This window comes from Pseudomonas umsongensis (assembly GCF_002236105.1).
Lineage (GTDB): Bacteria > Pseudomonadota > Gammaproteobacteria > Pseudomonadales > Pseudomonadaceae > Aquipseudomonas > Aquipseudomonas umsongensis.
Genome location: NZ_NIWU01000001.1, coordinates 369,144 through 390,222 on the forward strand (window position 1 = coordinate 369,144; position 21,079 = coordinate 390,222).

Here is a 21,079-nt window from a genome sequence, read left to right on the forward strand (position 1 = left end):
TTTGATGGAGATATACTGTGGTATACCATAATACAAAACAGGCAGAGAGGTCACTATGAAGGCGTACTGGATTGCTCACGTGGATATCACCGCCCCCGATCAATACAGCCAATACACCCAGCGGGCACCCCAGGCGTTTGCCCAATACGGTGGTCGGATATTGGCGCGTGGCGGGCGCAGCGAAGCGATGGAAGGTCGGTCGACGCCGCAACGCAGCGTGGTGATCGAATTTGATTCCTACGAACAGGCGCTGGCCTGCTATCGATCCGATCTGTATCAGGAGGCGAAAGGGCACCGCGAAGGCGTGGCGAAGGCAGAGGTGATCATTGTCGAAGGAATCGCCCCGGCATAACCCTGTAGGAGCTGCCGCAGGCTGCGATCTTTTGATCTTGATCTTGATCTTCGGGCAGCCTTCAGGGCGCCAAAGATCAAAAGATCGCAGCCTGCGGCAGCTCCTACAGTGATTGTGTCGCGTTCTGTCAGCGAATGAAGTGAATCTTGCCGCTATCGTCGTTGCCGATGTAGATCCCGTAGACCCCGGCCTGCCGCTCCTCGATGTAGCGTTCGAGAATCTGCCGGATTGCCGGGTAGTAGATGCTGTCCCAGGGAATGTCCTCGGGCGCGAAGAATTTGTAGTCGAGGGTTTCCGGTCCGTACTGCCCGGTGATCTCCAGCGCGATGGCGCGGAAGATGATGTACACCTCGCAGATTGTAGGCACGCTGAAGATCGAGTAGGGCGAGAGGATTTCCGCGCGCACGCCGCTCTCTTCCCAGACCTCGCGCAACGCCGCCTGCTCGGTGGTCTCACCACCTTCCATGAAGCCCGCCGGCAAGGTCCAGGTGCCGGGGCGCGGAGGGATTGCGCGTTGGCACAGCAAGTACTTGCCGTCCTGCTCGATGATGCAGCCGGCAATGATTTTCGGATTGACGTAGTGGATGTAGCCGCAGCCGCGGCACATCAGGCGCTCGTGCGTATCGCCCGGTGGCAACTGTGACTTGAGGTCATTGCTGCCGCACCTTGGACAATAGCTCGGGCTGAACATGATCAACGACCTATGCGGGGTTCTTTGAGGGCGATGGGCTGGGTGATCTCGGGGATCGCCCCGGTTTCTTCCTGCTTGCGCTTGAGGTAATCGAGGGCGACGGTGGCGGCGGCCCGAACGTGGTCGACGCAAGCCTGGTGGGCGGCCAGGGGATCGCCGCTCTTGATCGCTTCGACCATGCGTTCCATTTCCTGGTTGCTGGCGCCGCGACGGTTTTCCTGGGACACCGAAGTCGCGCGCAGGTAGCTGATGCGCGCCTGCAGTTGACGCAACTGGGTCGCGGCGACATGGTTGCCAGAGCCTTCGAGCAGGACGTCGTAGAAACCTTGCACGGAGTCGATGACCTGTTGCAGTTCGCCTTCCTTCAAGGCCTGGCGGTTTTCTTCCAGGGCCTTTTCCAGGGCCTTGATGTCCTTGGCCTTGGCACGCAGGGTGAACAGTTGAACGATCAGGCCTTCCAGTACGCAACGCAGCTCATAGATATCGACGGCATCGGCCAGGGTGATGATCGCTACCCGAGGGCCCTTGGCATCGGCGAACTCCACCAGGCCTTCGGATTCAAGGTGACGCAGCGCTTCGCGCACCGAAGTGCGGCTCACGCCCAGGCGATCGCACAGATCGCGTTCGACCAGTCGATCTCCCGGCAGAAGCTGGAAGTTCATGATGGCGCTTCGCAGTTTATCCAGCACGATTTCGCGCAGGGTAACGGGGTTGCGATTGACCTTGAAGCTGTCGTCGAGTGGCAGGCGTTTCATGGGGTCCGCTCTGAATGTGGCTGTCCATGCAAAAAGAGCACTTTGATCGTAATAATCCTAGTGCTCGTTCAGTCAGATAGCCAAGGGTTAACTGGAGGCCTCGGCATCGGCTTCGGCGAACGCTTCACGGGCGAGCCGGAAACTGTCCACGGCCGCGGGGACACCGCAATAAATACCGACCTGAAGCAGAATTTCGCGTATTTGTTCACGACTCAGCCCGTTACGCAAGGCACCACGCACGTGCAGCTTGAGTTCGTGAGGCCGATTGAGGGCCGAAATCATCGCCAAGTTTATCATGCTGCGCTCTTTAAGCGACAAACCCTCACGCCCCCACACGTGGCCCCAGCAGTACTCGGTGACCATTTCCTGCAGGGGGCGGGTGAAGTCATCGGCGTTTTCGATGGAGCGGTTCACATAGGCTTCGCCCAGCACCTGGGTGCGGATCTTCAAGCCTTTTTCGTACTTTTCGTTACTCACTTCAGAGCCCGCCCATTAGTGTGTATTTGAGTTCCAGATAATCCTCGATGCCGTACTTGGAGCCTTCACGACCCAGGCCCGAGGATTTGATCCCGCCAAACGGCGCGACTTCGGTGGAAATCAGTCCTTCGTTGATCCCGACCATGCCGTATTCCAGCGCCTCACTCATGCGCCAGGCGCGGCCCAGGTCGCGGGTGTAGCAGTAGGCAGCGAGGCCGAATTCGGTGTCGTTGGCCATCTGCACGGCCTGCGCCTCGCTGGTGAAACGAAACACCGCGGCGAGAGGGCCGAAGGTCTCATCCCGGGCAACTTTCATCTGCGTGGTGACGCCGGACAATACCGTTGGCTGGAAAAAGCCGTGGCCCAGCGCATGACGTTCGCCACCGCAAACCAACCGGGCACCTTGCGCCAGTGCGTCCAGCACATGGTCTTCAACCTTGGCCACGGCGCGCTCGTTGATCAGCGGACCCTGGGTGACGCCGTCAGTGAAACCACTGCCCACCTTGAGCTGCGACACCCGCTCGGCCAGGCGCGCAACAAAGGCGTCGTGTATGCCGTCTTGCACCAGGAAGCGATTGACGCAGACGCAGGTCTGGCCAGCATTGCGAAACTTGGCAATCATCGCGCCTTCTACCGCACGCTCAAGGTCGGCATCGTCGAAGACAATGAACGGTGCGTTGCCGCCCAGTTCCAGCGAAACTTTCTTCAGCGTCGGCGCGCACTGCGCCATCAGCAACTTGCCAATCGCCGTGGAGCCGGTGAACGACAGTTTGCGCACCAATGGGCTTGCCGTCAGCTCAGCGCCGATGGCGATGGCATCGCCGGTGATCACGTTAAAAATACCCGCAGGAATGCCGGCCTGTTCGGCCAGCGCCGCCATGGCCAGCGCCGAGAATGGCGTCTCCGGTGCCGGCTTGACGATGCACGGACAACCGGCGGCCAGCGCCGGGCCGGCCTTGCGGGTGATCATCGCTGCGGGGAAGTTCCACGGCGTGATGGCCGCGACGACACCGATCGGTTCCTTGCTGACGACGATGCGCGCATCGCCCTTGTGGCTGGGAATCGTGTCGCCATAGATGCGCTTGGCTTCTTCGGCGAACCACTCGATGAAACTGGCGGCGTAGAGGATTTCACCCTTGGCTTCGGCCAACGGCTTGCCTTGTTCGAGGGTCAGGATTTCGGCAAGGGCATCGGCGTTTTCCAGCATCAGCGCGTGCCAGCGCTTGAGGGTGTTGCTGCGCTCCTTGGCGGTCAGGGCGCGCCAGGCCGGCCAGGCGTTGTTGGCGGCAACGATGGCTTGGCGGGCGTGCTCAGTGCCAAGGTTCGGCACGCTACCGATGAGTTCACCGGTGGCGGGGTTGAAGATGTCCTGTCGCGCCCCATCGGGCGCATCCAGCCATTGGCCGTTGATGTACGCCTGCTGGCGGAACAGTTGCGAGGCTGCTGGGCTCATGCCGGCTCCTGGAGAAACATAAAAGACCTACGCGGGCCCCTGTGGGAGCGGGCTTGCTCGCGAAAGCGGTGGGTCAGTCAATATTGATGTCAACTGACACTCGGCCTTCGCGAGCAAGCCCGCTCCCACAGGGCATTGTGTAGAGCCATCAGGCCAGGGCGGGCAGGGGGCCCAGCTTGCCTTTGTGGTAGATCATCGGCGTCACCGGTTGCTCGGGCAGGATCAGGTTCTTCACCGCGCCGACGATGATGGCGTGGTCGCCGCCATCGTATTCACGCCACAGTTCGCACTCGATGATCGCCGTGGCTTTGCGCAGCAACGGGTTGCCCAGTTCGCTCAAGTGCCATTCGATGCCATTGGCCTTATCCTTGCCCTTGCCGGCGAACGCATAGGCTTCGGCGGTCTGGTCGGCGGACAGCAAATGAATTGCGAATTGCTTGCTGTCGCGCAGGATCGGGTACGTGTCAGAGGCGTAGTTGGGGCAGAACAGCACCAGTGCCGGATCGATCGATAGCGCACTGAAGGCGCTGGCGGTGATGCCGACGATGCCGCCGTCCGGGTCCAGGGTGGTGACCACCGTGACCCCGGAAGGGAACGAGCTCATGACGTCTTTGTAAATGCCGGGTTCGATCATTTCTCAGGACTCCTAGCGCATCACAAACGGATCAGGCATCGGTGCCTGGGAAAGATTGATCCACACCGTTTTCAGCTCGGTGTAGGCCAGCACGGAATCGATGCCGCTTTCGCGTCCATAGCCACTGTTCTTGAAGCCGCCGATCGGCGCCATGGCCGACACGGCGCGGTAGGTATTGACCCAGATGATCCCCGAACGCACGTCCCGGGCCAGGCGATGGGCACGGCCCAGGTCGCGGGTCCAGATGCCGGCGGCGAGGCCGAACTGCGAGTCGTTGGCAATCGCCAGGGCTTCGGCTTCGTCCTTGAAACGGATGACCGAGGCCACCGGACCAAAGACTTCTTCCTGCATGATCTTCATCGAGTTGCGGTCGCATTCGAACAGGGTCGGCTCATAGAACCAGCCTTCGCCCAGGTTCTGCGGACGCTTGCCACCGAGGCGCAAACGCGCACCTTCGGCAATGGCATCCGCCACCAGGCCTTCCACCACGGCCAGTTGCTGGGCAGTGGCCATCGGGCCCATTTCACTGCTGTCTTCCTGCGGGTTGCCGATGCGGATGCGCTGGGCGCGTTCCACCAGGCGAGCGACGAATTCGTCGTAGATTTCGTCCTGCACCAACAGACGCGAACCCGACACACAGCTTTGCCCGGACGCGGCATAGATCCCGGCGATGGCGCCGTTGATCGCGCTGTCGAGGTCGGCGTCGGCGAAAATGATGTTCGGCGATTTGCCGCCCAGTTCCAGGGACAATTTCGCGAAGTTCTCGGCACTGCTGCGCACCACATGCCGGGCCGTGGCCGCGCCGCCGGTGAAGGCGATCTTGCGTACCAGCGGATGGCGGGTCAGGGCGGCGCCGGTGCTCGGGCCGTAACCGGTGACGACATTGACCACTCCCGGTGGAATCCCGGCTTCCAGCGCCAGGCGCGCCAGTTCCAGAATGGTCGCCGAGGCGTGTTCGGACGGCTTGATCACGATGGTATTGCCTGCCGCGAGGGCCGGCGCCAGTTTGATTGCGGTCAGGTACAGCGGACTGTTCCACGGAATGATCGCGGCGACCACGCCCATGGCTTCGTGCACGGTGTAGGCAAACAGGTCCGGCTTGTCGAGGGGCAGGGTGCCGCCTTCGAGTTTGTCGGCCAGGCCTGCGGTGTAGTGGAAGAACTCCGGCAAATAGCCGACCTGGCCGCGGGTCTCGCGGATCAGCTTGCCGTTGTCGCGGCTTTCCAGCTGCGCCAGTTGTTCCTTGTTTTCGGCGATCAGGTCGCCCAGGCGCCGCAGCAACTTGCCGCGTGCCGTGGCGGTCAGACTGCGCCAGGCCGGGCTGTCGAAGGCGCCCTGCGCCGCCTGTACGGCGCGCTCGACGTCGGCTTCGTCGGCATCGGGCAATTCGGCCCAAGGTTCGGCCAGGGCCGGATTGAGGCTTTCAAAAGTCTTGCCGGACAGGGCATCGACCCATTCACCGCCGATGCACATCTGGAAGCGTGAGAGAGTCATGCAACGATCCCCTTAATCTGGTTTGGTCGGGCGTGCGCCGTGTCGAGGAACTCCAGCAACAGCTGGTTGACCAGGCGCGGCGATTCTACGGGCATCATATGCCGCTGCTCGCCGAGTACGGCAACCTTGGCGCCGGGAATGCGCCCGGCCAGTTGCTCGGCCATTTCCGGGGTCGACCCCGGATCGAGTTCGCCGGTAGCGACCAGCGTCGGCACCTGGATGCTGGCCAGGTCATCGGCGCGGTACATGTCCTGGGTGGCGAACAATTCATAGGTAGTCAGGTAGCCCTGCGGATCATTCTGCGCGAGCGTCTGGCGCAAAGCGGCGATCTGCGCCGGATTGGCTGCCTGGTATTCGCGGCTGAACCAGCGCGACAGTGCGGCTTCGGCGTTGGCATCCGGCCCGTGTTCGGCCGCCTGGGCTGTGCGGGCGATGACACCGGCGCGTTGCTCGGCGGTGCGATTGAACACACTGTTGAGCACCACAAGGCTCTGCAGGCGCTGCGGGTAATGCAGGGCAAAAGCCCGCGCCACCAGGCCGCCCATGGAGAAACCGATCACTGCCGCCTTGGGCAATTGCAAATGATCGAGCAGCTCCAGCAACTGGTCGGCGTAACCGAGCAGCGGCGTGCCGCTTTCCGGACGCGGGCTGGCGCCATGACCGAGCATGTCGTAGGCGATCACGCGGTATTGGGTGGCCAGGCCAACGATCTGGCCGCCCCACATTTCTTTGTTCAGGCCCACGCCGTGGATCAAGACCACGGGCTGGCCTTGGCCGGTCGCCAGGTAACTGGTGCCAGCCGGGGTGCGTTCAGCGGTGAGCCGAATCATGGAGCGCTCCTGCATACCTTTTTGTTGTAGTGACCGACCGGCTTACTGGGCTTTTTCGGCGGCCAGTTCTTCCAGGTCGATGTAGCGATTGCCGATGCGTGGGTGCAGGCGGCCGCCATCGGCGCAACCCAGGACCACGACGATTTCGTCGGCACGCGGCGCGTCTTCGATCTGCATTTCCAGGGTGATGTAGTGCGAACGCAGGCCTTCGTCGTCCTTGTGCATCATCGGGATCTGGATCGAGGTGCCCGGGCCGCCGCGCTTGTTGGTGAAGCTCAGGTAGCTCTTGGCTTTCACCGCTTCGCGGTAGTGGTTGCCGAAGCGCAGGGTGTGGATCACCGCGGAGGCGTGTTCGATTTCACCGTCGGCGCCGACCACGGCGGCCTTGCCGTACGCTTCGATTTTCTCGGCACCGCCGATGATGCCCACCAGGCGCTCGACCATCAGCGCGCCGAGGTCGGAGCAGTTGGCGCGGATTTGCGGCTTGAGGTCTTCAACGAAGCCGTTGCCCAACCAAGGGTTCTTCATCACAACGGCCAGCCCGACCATGGTTACGGGCTTGTCGGTGGCCTTGCCGCCTTCAATGAAGGTTTCTTCGACATAGCTGACGATCTTGCGGATTTCGAAACTCATGAGCTGCTCCGTATCAGGGTGAAAAAGCGTTTGTGCGTATGATGGTATACCATAATACCGGATGCGCAATACCCTGAAAGGAGTTTCTGGTCGGATGGTGATGAAAACTGTAGGAGCGAGGCTTACCCGCGAAGGCGGCCTGTCAGCCGACCTGCGTTTGGTTGACTGCGGACAGACCAGCAATCCGGTCGGCTGTCAGGGAGTACATATCCATTGCTGCGATAACGGCCTCCTATGGTTTCGCTTTTACAGCGACTCCCTTTTTCAAACACCAAAAAGGAAGCAAAAGGCTTTGCCCCACCACTCGGTGCCTCGCTGGGGCTCGGCATGCCCTCTCTCCGGCATTGCTCCGTGGGTCGCCGCGATGGGCCATCCATGGCCCAGCGCGGCTAAACCGGCGTCCTGCCGGTTTACCCACTGCGCAATGCCTGCGTTCGGCCATCGTGGTTAACGGGGCGCCCAGATCAAAAACAAAAGCGAGGCGGCCTTAAAGCCGACCTGACTTTGACGGGTGTACCTCGATTGATCGTTCCCACGCTCTGCGTGGGAATGCCGCCAGGGACGCTCCGCGTTCCGCTGACGACGCATTAGTTGAGCCGTACGCAACGGTGATGCGGGGCGTCACAGGAAGCCCTGTGTGAAATTGGTTGCCTGCGTACATATCCGTTGCTGCGGTAACGGCGGCTTATGGTTTCGCCCTTACGGCGACTCCCTTTTCCAAACGCCGAAAAGGAAGCAAAAGGCTTTGCCCCACCACTCGGTGCCTCGCTGGGGCTCGGCATGCCCTCTCTCCGGCATTGCTCCGTGGGTCGCCGCGATGGGCCATCCATGGCCCAGCGCGGCTAAACCGGCGTCCTGCCGGTTTCCCCACTGCGCAATGCCTGCGTTCGGCCATCGTGGTTAACGGGGCGCCCGCGATCAACAGCAAAGCGAGGCGGCCTTAAAGCCGACCTGACTTTGACGGGTGCACCTGGATCCCCTGTGGGAGCGAGCCTGCTGGCGATTGATCGTTCCCACGCTCTGCGTGGGAATGCCGCCAGGGACGCTCTGCGTTCCGCTGACGACGCATTAATTGAGCCGTGCGCAGCAGTGATGTGGGGCGTCACAGGAAGCCCTATGTGAAATTGGTTGCCTGCGTACATATCCATTGCTGCGGTAACGGCCACCTATGGTTTCGCCCTTACGGCGACTCCCTTTTCCAAACGCCGAAAAGGAAGCAAAAGGCTTTTGCCCCACCACTCGGTGCCTCGCTTAGGCTCGGCATGCCAGAACGAAGGCATTGCTCCGTGGGTCGCCGCGATGGGCCATCCATGGCCCATCGCGGCTAAACCGGCGTCCTGCCGTTTTCCCCACTGCGCAATGCCTGCGTTCGGCCATCGTGGTTAACGGGGCGCCCAGATCAAAAACAAAAGCGAGGCGGCCTGACAGCCGACCTGACTTTTCGGGTGCACCTGGATCCCCTGTGGGAGCGAGCCTGCTCGCGATTGATCGTTCCCACGCGCAGCAAAGGAATGCCGCCAGGGACGCTCCGCGTTCCGCTGACGACGCATTAATTGAGCCGTGCGCAACGGTGATGCGAAGCGTCACAGGAAGCCCTGTGTGAAGTTGGTTGTCGGAGTACATATCCATTGCTGCGATAACGGCCACTTAGGGTTTCGCTTTTACAGCGACTCCCTTTTTCAAACGCCAAAAAGGAAGCAAAAGGCTTTGCCCCACCACTCGGTGCCTCGCTGGGGCTCGGCATGCCCTCTCTCCGGCATTGCTCCGTGGGTCGCCGCGATGGGCCATCCATGGCCCAGCGCGGCTAAACCGGCGTCCTGCCGGTTTACCCACTGCGCAATGCCTGCGTTCGGCCATCGTGGTTAACGGGGCGCTCGCGATCAACAGCAAAGCGAGGCGGCCTTAAAGCCGACCTGACTTTGACGGGTGTACCTCGATCCCCTGTAGGAGTGAGCATGCTCCGGGCGGCGTTCCGACGATGGTCGTTAACGATGACGCGGGGCACCTGGTAGCCCGCGGTGCTCTCAGGTTCATCGCGAGCATGCTCGCTCCTACAGAGGGTATGCGTATGGCTTCCGGTCAGGCCGGCCGGTCGGCCGCCTCGCTTTTGATTGTGATCTGGCTTTTGATTTTCTTGCCCCCTCGAGAGGCCGAGTGGAGGTTCTGCGCAGTGGGTAAACCGGCAAGGATGCCGGTTTAGCCGCGCTGGGCCAAGGATGGCCCATCGCGGCGGGCCCACGGAGCAGGACCGGAGCGAGGGTATGCCGAGCCTTAGCGAGGCACCGAACGCCAGGGGCAAGAGCCCTTGGTTACTTGGGGCCGGGCGGCGTTCCGTTTTTCCAAGTGACTCGCCGTAAGGGCGAAACCCCAAGTGGTCGTTACCGCAGCAATGGATATGTACGCCTGAAAGACAATTATCGCCTGCCAGGACGCCTTCGCCGGCAAGCCTGGCTCCTACAGTTAAAGCGGAACCCTGAGTGGTCGTTACCGCAGGAATGGATATGTACACCAAGGGAACGGCTCGGCTGTCAGAGCTGAAACCTGCCTCAGACACCAATATTCGAAGACGCAGCCAACCGAACCCCACTGCGCACTTCCCTGGCCGTACACCCAAAGTGCTGGCGAAAGCTTCGCGTAAATTGCGCCTGGTCGCTGAAGCCCCAGCGCATGGCCAGCTCGCCGATCGACAGGTGGCAGTTGGGGTCGCGCAGGCCTCTGTTGACCGCCTCAAGGCGGCGCAGGCGAATCCATTCGCCGAGGCTGTAGGACGTGGTGCTGAAGAGTTTGTGCACATAACGCACGGACAACCCGCAGGCCTCGGCGATCATCGGCGGCGCCAGGTCCGGGTTGCCCAGTTGCTGGTCGACGTACTGCTCGATGCGTTGCAAATGCAGGGCGGCCAGGTTCGAGCTTTCGCTGCTCAGCACCCGCTCATCATCACGCAATGCCATCAACAACGTCGAAAGGGCCTGCTCCAGCAGCATATGCCGGGCGGCCTCGTCGCACTCGTCGAAACGTGCGGCGCACATCGCCAGTTGGTCGACAAAGACCCGCCCGAGTGCGCGCCTGGCGTCGAAGCACAGGCGCGTGTAGCGTTCGGCTCCGCGCAATTGGCCATGCAGCGCGCGTTCGGGGAGCTTGAACACCCACAGATCGTTGTCGCTGGCATAGTGAAAGCGGTAGGGCGCGTCGCCCCGTTCGAAGATGAAACCACCCGGTTGGCAATGCAAGGCGCGGCCGTCCTGTTCGAAATGCACTTCGCTGCGCCGCGGTACGGTGACGAGGTAGCAGGCTTCGTGGTCTTCGCTGACCTGGGCTTTGCTGCGCGAATAGCCCAGTTGGCTGGAGCGCAAGCGAGAAAGGGTTAGCGCGGTGCTGCCGGTTTCCCAGATCTGCAGGCTGCCGCTGAAAGGGCGGTCAGGTGCGAATTCCAGGGACAGCGGAAAGTAGGCACTGCCAATGGCCTGGGCCCAGAGCGGCTGGCGTTGACTGTCTGGCCAGGAGCGTGTGGAGAGTTTGTAGGCCATGGCTGCCCTCGTATCTTTTTTATTATGAGGACGGTGCCGACGCAAAAAAGCCGTCGGCACCGTTGGGTTGCCATCATTTGCCAATGTCTACGGGCGGTCAATCACCGGGTGTCAGCCGGTAGGTGGCCGATGGCGCGAGCGTGGCCTGCCAGCCAGGAGGGACAACGATGTTGGTGGTCGCCTCTTCGATCACGCAGGGGCCTTTTACCGTTTGCCCCGATTGCAAGCGGTCACCGTTGTACACCGGCGTTTGCTGCCAGGACGACTGGGCGCTGAACAACATCGACCGATGATCGGTGGCCTTAGGCGCGACATCATCGATAGCCGGCGGTAGTTCCGGCATGGGCGGACGTTGCAGGCGCGCAATTACCGAGCACTCGAGGTTCACCAGTTCTACCGGGCTCTCGGTTTCGCTGTAGGAGAACAGCGCCTTGTGCCGGGTATGGAACGCCTCACGCAACGCAACCAGGCCCGACTGATCCAGCTGATCGCAGGTCAGCTCGACGCTGCACTCGTGAATCTGACCGAGGTAGCGGATCTCCAGGTTGTAGAGGCACTGGACGTTATTACCAGCGCCAAAGCCATCGTCGCGCAGGTTTTTCATCCCGCGCTCGCGCAGGTCACGCAAGGTCTGGTTGAGCAACGGCAGGTCGACCAGTTCGTCGTCGAGGCGCATCGGCAGCGTGGTCAATTGGTCGTAGCGGATATCGGAAAGAATCTGCCCGTAGGCGCACAGCCCGGAAGCCACTTTCGGAATCAGCACCACCTTGCTGCCGATTTCTTCGGCCAGGCGCATGACGTGCATGCCCGCCGCACCGCCCGCGCCGATCAGGGCAAAGTCCCGTGGGTCATAGCCGCGTTCGACCGATACCCGGCGAATGCCACTGACCATGTTCAGGTTGACCAAGGTGATGATGCCGATCGCCGCGCGTTCGACGCTGATGCCCAAGGGTTCGGCGATTTTGCTCCGGATCGCCTCTATGGCGGCCTGGCGATTGAGCCGGATGCTGCCGCCCAACAGCGCGCCGTCGGCCAGGTAACCCAGGGCCAGGTTGGCGTCGGTCACGGTCGGCTCGGTGCCGCCCTTGCCGTAGCACACCGGTCCCGGGTTGGCGCCGGCGCTGCGCGGGCCGACCTGGAGCATGCCGAAATCGTCGAGATAGGCGATCGAGCCGCCGCCGGCGCCTAGGGTTTCCACCTGGATCATCGGCACGCCGATGCGATAGCGCAGGAAGTCAGTGTCCTTGCTGAAGTTGGTGCGTCCTGACTTGCTCAAGGTGATGTCGAACGAAGTGCCGCCCATGTCCACCGTGATCACGTTGTCTATGCCGAATGGCTGCGCCACGCACAACCCGGCTTGCGGCGCGGACGCGGGCCCTGAGTTGATCGCATTCACCGCGCGTTCGCGCATCACCACACCGGGTGCCAGGCCACCGTTGGATTGAAAGTAGCGCGTGGGCTGCTGCGCGCCGAGCTCTTCGAACAAGGCGTCGATGCGTTCGATGTAGCGGCCCATGACCGGGCTTAGGTACGCGTTGACCACGGTGGTCGAGGTGCGGGTGTATTCGCGGATCTGCGGGAACACTTCGTTGCCGGTGCAGACGAATACACCCGGCAATGCCGCGCGCACCCTCTCGGCGGCGCGTTGTTCGTGGCTCGGATTGCGCACCGACCAGACGAACGAAATGGCCACGGCCTTGACGTCCTGTTCGCGGAAATACTCGATTGCTTCAGCAATCGCGTTTTCGTCGAGGGCGGCGTATTCGCTGCCGTCACTGAGGATCCTGCCGCCGATGGGGCGCCGCAGATGACGCGGCACCAGCATGTAGGCCGGCGGGTAGCTGGCATCGTAGCGATGGCCGTCTTCCTTGTGGCCCAGGCGGATTTCCAGGCTGTCCTCATGCCCTTCGGTGCACAGCAGGCCAACCTTGACCCCGGTTTTCTCGATCAACGCGTTGAGGGCCACGGTGGTGCCGTTGATGCACAGGTCACAGTCGCCAATGATTTCGGCGGGGGTGCGGCCGATGGCGTCAGCGATTTGCGCCAGCCCGTTGCGGATGGCGATCGTGCCGTCCTGGGGCGTCGACGGTGCCTTGAACAACTGCACGTTGCCGCTGCGATCGGCCAGGATGAAATCGGTGAAGGTGCCGCCGGCGTCGATGCCCAGGCGATATTGTTGTTTGCTCATGATCAGGGGTTCCAGATAGCTCAAAGGGGGGCGATCAATGCGTGGCGCGGCACGCACGAGTCGCGGCGTCATCGACCTGGCCGTTGCCGTCGATCACCACGCCGTATTCCAGGCGGGCGCCTTCGCGGGACACCAGGCCGTTGCGTACGTCGTCGGCCACGCTGGCAACCGGGCGCCGCAGGGGATCGCCATAGCCACCGCCGCCAGGGTTGATGTTGATCACCCGTTCGCCCGGTTGCGCGATGAGCTGCGCGTTGTAGATAAAGGACTGCTCCTCACCGTCGTTCTTGCGGTGAATCAATCGGCCCAGCTTCGGTTCGAGCAGGACGTTGTTCGCGTCCGCGGCACCAGACGTCGGCAGTTGTCGACCCTCGCCAAAACCGACCACGGTCATCGCGTGATCCAGCGGTTCGATTTCGATTCGCGTGCCAGAACCACCGCGAAATTCGCCGGCACCACCGCTGTCAGTCATCAGGCTGTAGCGATGGATGAGGATCGGGTAGGCGTACTCCAGCAACTCGATATCACCGGACATCAACGCGCCGAAACAGCACAACGGACCGCACGCCGGCCAACCGTCCATGGCCTTGTTCGCACCGGCGCCGGAAATGATCGAGGCGAGCACCATGGTCACGTACTCGTCGTTGCCATTGCGCGGATCATGGCCGGCAATGTTGATCCCGCTGGCGTGGCCCCAGGAGGCCGTGACCCGATCGGGGGCCGCTTGTTCCAGGGCCTGGCGCACCGCGTCGGCCAGGGTTTCCATCGGTGTGGTGGTGCTGTTGACGTGGGGCGCCGGTTCCTGGGCGTTGCACAAGGTGCCCGGCGGGCCGAGGTCGACCGTCACGCAGCGGTACAGCCCTTCGTTGTACGGTGGCGGTACCTGGGCGAACATCATCAGCCCCAGGTACACCCCGGACACCGAGTTGCCGGCGTAGGAGTTGATGAAGTACGGCACCTGCGGCGGACTTTCGATCAGGATGTGCGCCTCGTCGCCGCGAATTTCCACTTGCGCGGTGATCGACAGTTCACCCAGCCCATGGCCCGAGTCTTCCAGCACGGCAGTGCCGCTGTAGAGGCCATCCGGTACTTCTCGCAGCAAGGCCCGCATGTGCCGGTCCGCCATGTCTTTCAATTCGGCGATACACGCACGCACCTGCGCCACGCCATAACGATCGAGCAGTTCCAGCAAATGCCGTTCACCCACATTGCAGGCGCCGTACTGGGCGTTGAGATCGCCTTCCTGATAGGCCCGGGCGCGCATGTTGGTCAGCAGCAGGTTGATCACGTCTTCACGGCGCTTGCCTTGGGACCAGAGCTTGACCGGCGGGATCCGCAAGCCTTCGGCGTAGATTTCCCTGGCATCCGGGTTGTAGCCGGCAGGCACCGGTCCGCCGATGTCGGTCAGGTGACCTTTGCACACCGCCCAGAACACCAGCTCGCCTTGGTAGAACACCGGTTTGTACATGCAGCAGTCGAGAATATGGCTGCCCATGTAAGCGGGGTCATTGTGATAAATCACATCGCCTTCCTGGACGTCATCGCCGAAGAAACCGGCCACGCATTTCATCGCCGGAATCAGCGATCCGAGGTGAATCGGGATGTCCTGGCCTTGCAGGATCATTTCCGGAAGGTGATCGAAGAGTGCGTTGGAGTAATCGTGGGCCAGGTTGAAAACGCTTGAACGACCGGTTTTCTCAAGGGTGATGGTCATTTCCCGTTGCGCGGTTTCGAGCGCGCCACGCACGACTGCCAGGGTGATCGGATCTACTGTGCTCATGGGTCACCAGAAATCTTGTTGTTATTCAGGTGGAGGTCAGGACGAACGTCTAACCCACGACACAAAACTACGCGCTCGAACCAGGGGCTGGCTTGGCGCAAAGTGCACTGGTTTTTGATTGTCAGTGCACTTGTGATGGCGGCCTGACAGCCGACCAGGATGTTGGTGACTGAGTACATATCCATTGCTGCGGTAACGGCCGCCTATGGTTTCGCCCTTACGGCGAGTCCCTTTTTCAAACGCCAAAAAGGAACCAAAAGGCTTTGCCCCACCACTCGGTGCCTCGCTTGGGCTCGGCATGCCCTCTCTCCGGCATTGCTCCGTGGGTCGCCGCGATGGGCCATCCATGGCCCAGCGCGGCTAAACCGGCGTCCTGCCGGTTTACCCACTGCGCAATGCCTGCGTTCGGCCATCGTGGTTAACGGGGCACCCATATCAAAAGCCAAAGCGAGGCGGCCTTAAAGCCGACCTGACTTTTTACAGATACCCCCAATCCCCTGTGGGAGCCAGCCTGCTGGCGATGGACGTTAACGATAACGCGCCCTGTCTGGATGAACGCATTGCCTGGTAGTCCATCGCCAGCAGGCTGGCTCCCACAATGGGATCGCTGGCAGACCTGCAATCAGGTCGGCTTTAAGGCCGCCTCGTTTTGGTTGTTGATCTTGATCTGGCTTTTGATGTTCTTGCCCCCTCGAGAGGCCGAGTGGAGGTTCTGCGCAGTGGGTAAACCGGCATGGATGCCGGTTTAGCCACGCTGGGCCAAGGATGGCCCATCGCGGCGGGCCCACGGAGCAGGGCCGGAGCGAGGGTATGCCGAGCCTTAGCGAGGCACCGAACGCCAGGGGCAAGAGCCCTTGGTTACTTGGGGCTTTTCCAAGTGACTCGCTGTAAGAGCGAAACCCTAGGTGGCCGTTACCGCAGGAATGGATATGTACTCGGTCTACAAAATCCAGCTCGGCTGTCAGCCCCCTATCGCAGGGGCCTCAAAGATGATCCGCATCAATCACCGCCTTGGCGAACGCCTGCGGATCTTCCTGTGGCAAGTTGTGGCCGATGCCGCCGCTGATCAGGCGGAATTCGTACTTGCCGGTAAAGCGCTTGGCGTAATCCTCGGGGGCGGGGTGCGGTGCGCCGTTGGCGTCGCCTTCCAGGGTGATGGTCGGCACGCTGATGGAAGGTGCGGTGGCCAGTTTCTGTTCCAGCGCTTCGTAGCGGCTCTCGCCCTGGACCAGGCCTAGGCGCCAGCGGTAGTTGAACACGGTGATGTCGACATGGTCGGGGTTTTCCAGCGCCTTGGCGCTGCGGTCGAAGGTGGCGTCATCGAAGGCCCATTTTGGCGAGGCCGTTTGCCAGATCAGCTTGGCGAAGTCATGGGTGTTTTTCTCGTACCCGGCGCGGCCGCGGTCGGTGGCGAAGTAGAACTGGTACCACCACTGCAGCTCGGCCTTGGGTGGCAGCGGGTTCTTGCCGGCGGCCTGGTTGCCGATCAGGTACCCACTGACCGAGACCAGTGCCTTGACCCGTTCTGGCCACAGCGCCGAAACGATGTCGGCCGAGCGTGCGCCCCAATCATAGCCACCGAGCACGGCTTGCTTGATTTTCAGCGCGTCCATGAAGTCGATGACGTCGCTGGCCAGGGCGGCCGGCTGGCCGTTGCGCAGGGTTTTTTCGGAGAGAAAATGCGTGTCCCCGTAGCCGCGGGCATAGGGCATCAACACGCGATAACCCTTGGCCGCCAACAAGGGCGCGACTGCGTCATAGCTGTGTATGTCGTACGGCCAACCGTGCAGCAGAATCACCACCGGGCCATCGGCCGGGCCCGTTTCGGCGTACGCCACGTTGAGCAGGCCGGCGTTGACATGCTTGAGCGGGCCAAATGGCAAATCTGCCGCCTGCGTGACGCCAGCCGCTGTCGCAGCAGGCTGTAGGGTAGCGGAGGTTTGTCCGTGAGCGGCTCCCAGGACGCCGAACAGACTCAGCGCGAGGATCGAAGCGCTGATCAGACTGCGGCGGGGTTTACCGGTGTTGTCGTTCTGCTGTGCCATTTTCATCGTGATCTCTCCCTTGCAAACCGCTGGCCAGGGGACCCAGCCGATCCCCTTCAAACCCTGCCTGCATTTGAGCGCGATGACGTATCTGGCCTGTGTCGAAGAGCGGGACCGGTGCAAGCACCTGTATCCCGCCGTTGTCCAGATACACAGTGATACACAGCGTCGGATCAAGCCTGCGCTGCGCTTACCTCACCACTGACCATGGACTTCCTGCGCACCGATTGATACAGCAGGCTGGACACCATGAAGCCAATGATCGCCAACCCGCTCATCAGGCTGAATACATAGGTATAGCCTTGCTCGCCAGGGAAGTGGTCGAGGATCGCGCCGTAGATCACGTAGGCGAACATGCCCGGTGCATAGCCAATCAGGCAGCCGATGCCGAAGGCCGAGCCGGTGATGTGTTGCGGGATGCCGACTTCACCCATCGGCGCCCAGAACACGCCGCGCATGGAGAACACGATCAGCGCGAAGGACAGGGTGGCGGCCATGCCGGCATAGATGAAGCTCGGGTTCTTCGGAATCAGCAGGATGATGCCCATCAGCGGCAGCAGCGCGAGGAACGCCCACTTCAGGTAGCGGCTGGTGCTCTTGAACTGCTTGTCGGCGATGAAACCGCCGGCAGGGCCACCGAGGATCTTCAGGAAGTACTGGTTGATGATGCCGTAGGCGCCCACCAGTGCCACCGGCAGGCCGTACATTTCCTTGAGGTAGGGAATGAAGTAGGTCAGGCCGCAGTAGACGATGTAGACCATGAACACGTTGAGGCTGACCAGCCAGATGCCCGGCACCTTGATGGCTTCGAACAGGTTGGCCAGGCCGTTGCCGGGCTTGGCGGTCGTTTTTGTGCCACCGCTCTTGAGCAGGAACCAGGTCAGGGTCCCGGCCAGAATGTCGATCACCGAGTAGAACAGGATCGCCGATTTCAGGCCGGCTTCACCCGACCCCATGGCGACGAACACGCCCAGCGCGCAGAAGGCCACCAGGGTATCGACGACACCACGTCCACCTTCCAGCAGGCCGAACAGCCGACCCTGCTCCTGATCATCCCCCAGGTTGCGGATGGCCTTGAGCAACGAGGGCCAGAAGAGGCAGTCGGCACACACCGCCAGCAGGCTGAACACGATCAACAGGTTGTTGAAGGGGGGAAAGGTTGCCAGGTACAACCCAAGGCTACCGGTGCCGATCAGGCCGAGGGGGATCAGTTTGCGCGTGTCGTAGCGATCGGCGAGCAGGCCGCCGACCACGAACAGCGCAGTGGCGATGATCGCGTTGGCGCTCAGCAACAGGCCGATTTCAGTGTGGCTCAAGCCCATGAATTGCTGCATGGGCACATAGAAGGCGTCCTTGAGGTTGGCCAGTTTGTAGATGGTGCCGCCACCGAGGATCAGTATCAGGAATCTGAGCCATTTGGCCTTGTTTTGAGTTGTCATTATTGTTCTCCGGGTGTAATCGGTTCGAAGCGTCGGGTTCAGGCTTGGGTCTTATTGGGCAGGGTCAGGCCAGGGTCAGCTCGGCCAGGGTGCGCAATTCGGCCAGCACACCGCGTACATAGGCCACCTGGTTGTTCGCCCAGCGGTGCTCGTCGGCCAGCATTCGCTCCAGCGAGAAGCCGTCGGGCAGGGGTGTTTCACTCATTTCCCGATAAGCGATGAAGGGGTCGGCCGCCTCAGCGGTCTGGCGGAACGCCGGCGCCACGTAGTGGTTTTCCTGCTCGAGGATGAAAGCGATCACCTGCGGGGTTGTGTCGCCCAGCATCAACAGCTCGAACAGCAGTCGGGCGCTGGGCAGGTCGTCTTCAGTGCTGCCTTGCAGCACGCCGTAATGGCCGAAGCCGTTTTGCTCGGGGACGATGCGCACACCCTTGAGGTGCGCCTGGCGGATGTGCGGTGCCAGGTTGCGCAGCGCCTGCAGGGGTTGTTCGCAGGCATTGATCATGTTGCCGAAGTCAAACAGGGCATGCAGGCGAGGGTGGTCGAGGCGGTTGAGCAGTTGCGCGATCTCGTTGCTCTTGAGCTCTTCATGCTGTTCGAAGTCGAAGTACAGGTCGTGCTCATCCGCCTGCTGCGCCAAGTAGCGCAGATCGGTTTCGATCAGGTCCATGACCCGCGACAGCGTTCCCTCGTAGCGCGAGTAGACGCGGATGTTGCGTACGCCCAGGGCGCGGGCGATGGCGATCACCTGGTCGACATCTTTCTTCTGTGTGCTGCTGATTTCCAGATGCACGTCCAGTCCCAGGGCGCGGGCCTTGTCGGCAAACACCTGCAGTTGCGCGGGCGTCATCTGGCTCAGGCTGTTGGCTTCGCCGTCGAGCAAGTGCAGGCTCAGGCCTTGCAACTCGTGGCGATAGGCGAAATCGAGCAGGTCGACGGGGGTGACGCGACCCTGGGTGAGGTTGGTCAGCAGCGGATAGGCGTGGGCAAACAGGCGCAGTTGCGCCAGTCGTTCGAGCAATTGCCGGGCCAGTGCGTCAGTCAGCACGGGCGCCGTGTCTTCCTCGACCACGTTGTGGCAAAGCAAAGCGTTGAATCGTTCCTGGATCTTATTGTTCATTCGAGTCGTTCCTGGTTCAGACACCGGGTCTTGCGGCGCAGCCTTTATCGCGCCAGCCAGGAACTCTCGATAGATCCATTATCAGTTAATTGATAAGACCACTTGTTGTGCTCAAGTGGCCTGCGTCAGGCACCCCATCGCGTCCAGGGCCCGGGCCAGCGCCTCGACGCGCTCCCGGGCCTGGTGTTCGGGGGTGCCGGCAAAGCCGATCAGCAGGGCCGGCGGCAGGATGTGCTCGATGCAGTAGTCGGAGAGGGCGTAGGTGTGGATGTTGTGTTGCGCCAGTTGCTTGGCAATGGCGTCGTCATCGAGCTCGGGAGGCAGCCAGGCGATCAGGTGCATGCCGGCGTCCACCGGGGTGATTCGCAAGAAGTTGCCGAGTTGTTGTTGCAGTTGCTCGACCAGCGCTTGCTGGCGGGCCTGGTACAGCGCGCGCATACGGCGAATATGGCCGAGAAAGTGACCTTCGCGCATGAAATCCGCGGTCACCGCCTGCAGCAGTGTGGCGGGGCTGCGATCCATCACCGCACGCAGGGTGCAGAAGGGCTCGATCAAATCCTGCGGCAGAATCACGTAACCCAGGCGCAACGAGGGGAAGAGCACTTTGCTGAATGTACCGACGTAGATCACCCGAGCCCGTTGATCCATTGCATAGAGTGCCGGCAACGGGCGGCCGTTGTAGCGAAACTCACTGTCGCAATCGTCTTCGATGATCCAGCTATGGTGGTGTGCAGCCCAATCGATGAGTGCCTGACGCCGCGCATAGCTCATGGTTACGCCCAGGGGATGCTGGCGAGACGGTGTGGTAAAAGCCAGGCGAGCTTCAGGGCAGCGGCTCAGTCCTTGCTCGACATCGATGCCCTGTTCATCGATACGCACCGGCACTACTTGACCGCCTTGGGCCTGGAACGCGATTCGCGCGGCGATATGCCCCGGGTCCTCCATCCACACGCTGTCCTGGGGGTTGAGCAACAGCATGGCCAGCAGGTTGAAGGCTTGTTGGGCACCGGAAACGATCACCACCTGCTCGACACTGCAGTCGATGCCACGGGCGTCGAAAACGTATTCGGCAATGGCCTGGCGCAGGGCCAACAGCCCTTGCAGTTCGCCATAGCCGAGCATGGCTTTGCTCGGCTTGTGCAGGTGGCGGTTCATCAGGCGTTTCCAGACCGGTTGCGGGAACGCGTCGTAGGCGCTGTGGCTGGGCAGGAATGAAATGGGCGTTTGCGCCGCCCAACCGGTATAGGAAACGCCACGAAAATGCCGGCTGCGCAACGACAGCATGGACTGGCTCAGATCGGACAAACGAGGGGGCTCGGGCTGCTGCGGTTGCTCGGCAATGCCTCGGCTTTCCCACTCAGTGCCGACGTAGGTCCCGGCCCCGGTCCGCGACGCCAGAAAGCCCTCGGCAATCAGTTGATCGAATGCATTGAGAATGGTGATCCGCGACAGTTCCAGCTCCTTGCTCAAGGTGCGGGTCGATGGCAGGCGCACGCCTCCCTGAATCCGCCCCCCGAGAATCTGTTTGCGAATCTGCAAGTAGAGTTGGCGGTAAAGGGGGATGGCGCTGGCACGGTCCAGCTCGATGCCCGACAACAGCAAACCTGCGGAGGATTTCATTACATGCTCGTCTGGATGGAGTGTGTTTGACCTGGAACGCC

General features: G+C 61.7%; 16 protein-coding genes. 1 reads left to right on the forward strand and 15 read right to left on the reverse strand.

Features of this window, described 5'->3' with window-relative positions:
- Positions 1-55: 55 nt before the first annotated feature.
- A complete protein-coding gene (locus tag PSUM_RS01725) occupies positions 56-352 on the forward strand; it encodes a DUF1330 domain-containing protein (RefSeq protein WP_020800937.1) in 297 nt (98 codons plus the stop codon).
- A gap of 127 nt (positions 353-479) precedes the next feature.
- On the opposite strand, the gene PSUM_RS01730 is transcribed toward PSUM_RS01725, so the two are convergent.
- The 15 genes from PSUM_RS01730 to pdxR all read right to left on the reverse strand — a co-directional run bounded on the left by PSUM_RS01730 (position 480) and on the right by pdxR (position 21,038).
- Entirely contained in the window at positions 480-1,043 is a 564-nt protein-coding gene (locus PSUM_RS01730) for an NUDIX hydrolase (protein ID WP_033043500.1), read from the reverse strand.
- A 2-nt stretch (positions 1,044-1,045) separates the two neighbouring features.
- The gene (locus PSUM_RS01735) at positions 1,046-1,798 is read right to left on the reverse strand and encodes a GntR family transcriptional regulator (RefSeq protein ID WP_020800935.1); all 753 of its coding nucleotides are present in this window, start codon (positions 1,796-1,798) and stop codon (positions 1,046-1,048) included.
- 87 nt (positions 1,799-1,885) lie between these two features.
- Complete coding sequence (locus PSUM_RS01740; RefSeq protein WP_008059553.1) at positions 1,886-2,275, reverse strand: carboxymuconolactone decarboxylase family protein; 390 nt, start codon at positions 2,273-2,275, stop codon at positions 1,886-1,888.
- A 1-nt stretch (position 2,276) separates the two neighbouring features.
- A complete protein-coding gene (locus tag PSUM_RS01745) occupies positions 2,277-3,728 on the reverse strand; it encodes an NAD-dependent succinate-semialdehyde dehydrogenase (RefSeq protein ID WP_083348856.1) in 1,452 nt (483 codons plus the stop codon).
- A 148-nt stretch (positions 3,729-3,876) separates the two neighbouring features.
- Entirely contained in the window at positions 3,877-4,362 is a 486-nt protein-coding gene (locus PSUM_RS01750) for a flavin reductase family protein (RefSeq protein WP_020800933.1), read from the reverse strand.
- A 12-nt stretch (positions 4,363-4,374) separates the two neighbouring features.
- Positions 4,375-5,856 (reverse strand): aldehyde dehydrogenase, encoded by a 1,482-nt coding sequence (locus PSUM_RS01755; protein WP_020800932.1) that lies wholly within the window; start codon positions 5,854-5,856, stop codon positions 4,375-4,377.
- On the reverse strand, positions 5,853-6,686 hold the full coding sequence (locus tag PSUM_RS01760) for an alpha/beta fold hydrolase (RefSeq protein WP_020800931.1): 834 nt from the start codon (positions 6,684-6,686) through the stop codon (positions 5,853-5,855). Before PSUM_RS01760 ends, PSUM_RS01755 begins: the two co-directional genes overlap by 4 nt.
- 42 nt (positions 6,687-6,728) lie before the next feature.
- The gene (locus PSUM_RS01765) at positions 6,729-7,319 is read right to left on the reverse strand and encodes an amino acid synthesis family protein (protein WP_007978708.1); all 591 of its coding nucleotides are present in this window, start codon (positions 7,317-7,319) and stop codon (positions 6,729-6,731) included.
- A 2,546-nt stretch (positions 7,320-9,865) separates the two neighbouring features.
- Positions 9,866-10,846 (reverse strand): AraC-like ligand-binding domain-containing protein, encoded by a 981-nt coding sequence (locus PSUM_RS01790; RefSeq protein WP_020800834.1) that lies wholly within the window; start codon positions 10,844-10,846, stop codon positions 9,866-9,868.
- Between the two features lie 97 nt (positions 10,847-10,943).
- Entirely contained in the window at positions 10,944-13,034 is a 2,091-nt protein-coding gene (capA, locus tag PSUM_RS01795) for a caprolactamase subunit alpha (protein ID WP_083350145.1), read from the reverse strand.
- Between the two features lie 34 nt (positions 13,035-13,068).
- On the reverse strand, positions 13,069-14,814 hold the full coding sequence (gene capB / locus PSUM_RS01800) for a caprolactamase subunit beta (protein WP_033042672.1): 1,746 nt from the start codon (positions 14,812-14,814) through the stop codon (positions 13,069-13,071).
- 983 nt (positions 14,815-15,797) lie between these two features.
- Positions 15,798-16,865 (reverse strand): alpha/beta fold hydrolase, encoded by a 1,068-nt coding sequence (locus tag PSUM_RS01810; protein ID WP_020798549.1) that lies wholly within the window; start codon positions 16,863-16,865, stop codon positions 15,798-15,800.
- 167 nt (positions 16,866-17,032) lie between these two features.
- A complete protein-coding gene (locus tag PSUM_RS01815) occupies positions 17,033-18,298 on the reverse strand; it encodes an MFS transporter (protein WP_033043380.1) in 1,266 nt (421 codons plus the stop codon).
- 64 nt (positions 18,299-18,362) lie between these two features.
- On the reverse strand, positions 18,363-19,418 hold the full coding sequence (locus PSUM_RS01820; RefSeq protein ID WP_083348858.1) for a sugar phosphate isomerase/epimerase family protein: 1,056 nt from the start codon (positions 19,416-19,418) through the stop codon (positions 18,363-18,365).
- Between the two features lie 111 nt (positions 19,419-19,529).
- Positions 19,530-21,038 (reverse strand): MocR-like pyridoxine biosynthesis transcription factor PdxR, encoded by a 1,509-nt coding sequence (gene pdxR, locus PSUM_RS01825; protein WP_083348859.1) that lies wholly within the window; start codon positions 21,036-21,038, stop codon positions 19,530-19,532.
- Between the last annotated feature and the right edge of the window lie 41 nt (positions 21,039-21,079).